Raw genomic sequence first — 4,104 nt, 5'->3', positions numbered from 1 at the left:
GGCCTCGCCCGTACAAAATCTAAAAAATCCCCCCCCCCCGAGGCCCGAAGGGCCTCGGGGGGCATGGACGCCCCACTCCTCATCAGTTAGCAGTAGAACACTGCTGGCTTGCGATATCCCCCTCCCGGGGCATGGGGGAACAGGCAAACAGTCCATCGCCCCATAAATGGATGAGGAGCGCTTGGGGTTGGAGGGGATGAAAGGCGGCCTCAACCCCCAGCGTTCCCCTCGAAGGGCTTTCAGGTGGGGCCGGGCGCCGAAGGGGCTTGGCTCCATCGCCAAATGAGCGCCATGGGCAACTGGGGGCGGTGAATCCAACGAGGCTGGGGCACCGCCGAAGGCGGTGCCCCAGCCCCAAACCCCGAGAGAGCCCGGGGGTTGCGCTTGGCCAATGAATTGGTTCTTTGATCTATCCGGATTTCACCGCCTCCTGGTTCAGGAGCTCCACCCATGCCCCATACAGGGCGATCAGCAAGGGTAAATTCGCCACGTAAAGATTATCGAAGAACTGATGAACATGCAAATGCGCCCACGCGGCCATCACGCCCGCAGCCAATCCCCTCCGCCAGCCGGTGTTCCGCCGCCACGCCTGCCAGGTCTGAACCCCAATGGCGAACCAGAGCCACAGGTAGAGCAGCAGGCCGATCAGCCCGGTCTCCGCGGCCACGTTCAGGTAAACGTTATGGGCGTGGCCCAGTGGGTTGGGCCAGCGGATCAGGGCGTAAGCCGGATAGGCGGCGGCGTAGTTCCCGAAGCCCACGCCCTGCCAGGGATGGTCTCGAATCATCCCCACCGCCGCCTGCCAGTGGGCCAGCCGCTCGATGATGGCGAAGTTCGCCTCGTTCACTTCCACCCCGCGCACGTCGGCAATCCGGAGCTCTTCCGCCGCCCCGGCCAGGCGGGCTTGAACGGGCGCCGGGATCCATCCGGCGGCCCACAGGAGGGCTCCGGAGAGGACCAGCGCCGTTAGCGCGGCGATCCCCCAGCGGCTTCGGGCGGGCAGCATCAGGATCAGCGTCCCCATGGCGACAGCCGCTCCCAGCCACGCGCCTCGGGACCAGGAAACGATCAGGGCCAGGAGGGCTAGGCCGCCGATGGCCAGGCTCCCCAGCCCCAGCATCCCCTCGCGGACGGACCGCTGGGGATGGCGAAGCCATCCGAAGGCGAGGCCCAGGGCGACCGGCGCGATCAGCCCCATCATCCCGGCGAAGGGGTTGGGCTGCTGGAACGTCCCGTAGGCCCGATAGAAGGGGAGGCCGGGGAGCCGGAAATGCTCCGGCCCGGTCCCCCGGAGGAACGCCTGCCAGATCCCGATGCCCGCCTGGAGGGCCCCGGAGAGCAGGGCGGCCCCCAGGAGCAGGCGGGGGAGGCCGGGCGGGGCGGTGAGGACGAGGATCGCCACCAGCCCGATTTGCGCCCACTTGATCCATTCCGGGATCCCCTCCTCCCACGAGGGGGCCCACAGCAGGGAAACAAGGGCATAGCCGAGGAAGAGCGCATACGCCCCACCCCACCCCCAGCGGGGGAGCCGGAGATCGCGCTGGGCCAGCCCGCGCCAGAGCCAGGCGAAGAGGGCGAGGCCCAGGAAGATCTGGGCGCTAGGGAGGGGCGGGCGGAAGAGCTCGTTTTCCAGCGGCGTCAGCGGGCCGGTGATCAATGCGGCGCTCAGCGCGATTTCAGGGGCTCTCAGGAGAAAGATCAACCCGAGCCCGGCTAGGCCGACGAGGAGCAGCTCCGGCCGCGCGACCAGCAGCCCGCCCGCGCCCAGCGCGATCAGGCCCCAGCCGAGCTCATACGCAAAGGATCGACCCCTGAACCCGAGACCCTGGATCCATCGTTCCATGGGATTCCGATGTTCTTCTAGGGATTCTAAGAAATCCGCTCGACCCCACCCCGCCCTCCCCAGCACCGCACGTCCGACGCCTAGCTTCCGGGCAGATAATCGAAAGCCATCGCCTCGATTACAAACGGACCTTAGTTCGTAGTAGGCACGTTAGTGTCCGTTTTACTTCCAGTAGGGCATATCAGCGCCCATTTCACTCCCCATAACGGGATCCAGCATCCGCGAGGGCTGCGGAGCGTAGCCGTTCCTCAAACCATCGGATAGTCCGTCGCAGGCCTTCCTCCAGGGGGATCTGGGGGCTCCATTCCAGGCGTTGGCGGGCTTTCGTGATGTCCGGACAACGACGCTGGGGATCTCCCGGGATGCGGCGATCGGGCAGAAAGCGGATCCCCGCTGGGTTCCCGGTGAGGCGGTTGATGATCTCCGCGAAGGTGAGGATGCTCACCTCCTCCGGGTTGCCCAGGTTCACCGGCTCGTGCTCTTGAACCTCCAGGAGCCGCGTGATCCCTTCCACCAGATCATCGATGTAACAGAAGCTGCGGGTTTGGGAGCCGTCGCCGTAGACCGTCAGGGATTCCCGGCGCAGGGCCTGGCCGATGAAGTTCGGCACCACGCGGCCGTCGTCCAGCCGCATGCGGGGGCCGTAGGTGTTGAAAATGCGCACGATCCGGGTGTCCACCCCGTGCACCCGGTGGTAGGCCATCACCATCGCCTCGGCGAACCGCTTGGCCTCATCGTAGACGCCCCGTGGCCCGATGGGGTTCACGTGGCCCCAGTAGGTTTCCGGCTGAGGGTGAACCTGGGGGTCCCCATAGACCTCGCTGGTGGAGGCCAGCATATAGCGGGCCCCCTTGACCCGGGCGAGGCCCAGGGTGTTGTGGGTCCCCAGGGCGCCCACTTTCAGGGTCTGAATAGGGTATTTCAGATAGTCCACCGGGCTGGCCGGCGAGGCGAAGTGCAGCACCACGTCGATGGGGCCTTCCACATAGAGGAAATGCGTGACATCGTGACGGATGAAGCGAAAGCGCGGGTTCCCTATGAGATGGGCGATATTGTCCGCTGTCCCGGTCAGGAAATTATCCACGCCGATCACTTCGTGGCCGTCCGCGAGGAAGCGGTCACAGAGATGGGAACCGATAAAGCCGGCGGCGCCGGTGATCAGAATGCGCATGGAGCATCTCACCCGGATGGGTTGGGATGACAGGTTAGGTTCTGAAAGGCCCTCGAGCTTCAGGGAGGGGGAGAAGAAATATCCTTTGAGGCTGGTGCTTTGTCCATCTTTCATAATGAAACTCGGGGGGTGGTGCGGAGCCGGAAGATTTTTTCTTCCCCTCCCCACGGCCCATAGGGCCATGGGGGAGGGGCCATGGCCTTCCGGACTGGCTTCGATTCCTTAAACCCCCAGTTGATAACTGGACAAAGCACGAGGGCGTCGCCTTCGGCGGCGCCCCAGCCTCAAGATCCTCGGGCGTCTATACCCTCCATCAAAGCGAAAGCCGCCAGCGGGCCAAGAGGATCAACCCGATCGCCTCGAGGATGGTCAGCCCGCCGATCCACACCGCCGCGTCAAACCAGAATTTCTCCGGGTAGAGCCGGATCAGGGTATCGGTAGGCGGGAAGAGCCACGTATCGCCCTCGAAGAACAGGCGGTGGAACAGGGTGAACGCGGCGTCGAAGCTAAACAGGAAGCCCAGCAGGATCCCCAGCACCAGTCCCAGGGTGAGAAGGCCCCCCCGGTTCAGGCTCTGCCAGGCCAGGTTTCGGGTGGCCGGGGAAAACCAGAGGCACACCCAGGCCCCGATAAGCGCCAGGGCCAGGATCAGGCCCACCCGGAAGGCGATGCCCTGCAAAACGTATACGTCCTGCATGTGTCGGATCTCCCGCTCATTGAACGCCGGCCGTCCATCGGCAAAGCGGACCTCCTGCAGGATGCTCGCCCCGGGCGGCTGGGTCACCGAGCGAAGCCCGGTCAGGGCCAGCTCCAGCCGCTCCTCCGGGCTCATCCCATAGAGGTCCGGGGGAAAATCCGGCCGCGCGTATTCCAGGCGAATAAACCAGTCGTTCATCAACAGCCGGACGTTCAGCAGGAGCAACACCGCTGGTAGTGAAAGAACCACCACTGCTGAAAGCACCCGGGAGAGCATCGATGCGCTCCTTCCCTCGGAGTTCATAGGATCTCATCTTTGAAATCAGCTCATGCCATGGGCGACTTTCGAGCTTTCCGGGGGTTTTGGGGGTGGGGGGGGGGGGGGGGGGCGGGG

At 64.9% G+C, this 4,104-nt stretch carries 3 protein-coding genes; all 3 read right to left on the bottom strand.

The features are described from left to right. Window positions 1-409: 409 nt before the first annotated feature. Window positions 410-1,843 (bottom strand): O-antigen ligase, encoded by a 1,434-nt coding sequence (locus tag NZM16_RS12890; RefSeq protein ID WP_295452650.1) that lies wholly within the window; start codon window positions 1,841-1,843, stop codon window positions 410-412. Between the two features lie 193 nt (window positions 1,844-2,036). Beyond that, on the bottom strand, window positions 2,037-3,014 hold the full coding sequence (locus NZM16_RS12885) for a UDP-glucuronic acid decarboxylase family protein (RefSeq protein WP_295480747.1): 978 nt from the start codon (window positions 3,012-3,014) through the stop codon (window positions 2,037-2,039). Between the two features lie 313 nt (window positions 3,015-3,327). Then, a complete protein-coding gene (locus tag NZM16_RS12880; protein WP_295480745.1) occupies window positions 3,328-3,987 on the bottom strand; it encodes a TIGR01906 family membrane protein in 660 nt (219 codons plus the stop codon). Between the last annotated feature and the right edge of the window lie 117 nt (window positions 3,988-4,104).

Source organism: Thermoflexus sp. (assembly GCF_025055495.1).
GTDB lineage: Bacteria > Chloroflexota > Anaerolineae > Thermoflexales > Thermoflexaceae > Thermoflexus.
This window is presented reverse-complemented; position numbering and strand designations above follow the sequence as displayed.

Bases quoted from the DNA above. Each gene is read 5' to 3' on its own strand.
- NZM16_RS12890 (WP_295452650.1), bottom strand. From the start codon at position 1,843: ATGGAACGATGGATCCAGGGTCTCGGGTTCAGGGGTCGATCCTTTGCG.
- NZM16_RS12885 (WP_295480747.1), bottom strand. From the start codon at position 3,014: ATGCGCATTCTGATCACCGGCGCCGCCGGCTTTATCGGTTCCCATCTC.
- NZM16_RS12880 (WP_295480745.1), bottom strand. From the start codon at position 3,987: ATGCTCTCCCGGGTGCTTTCAGCAGTGGTGGTTCTTTCACTACCAGCG.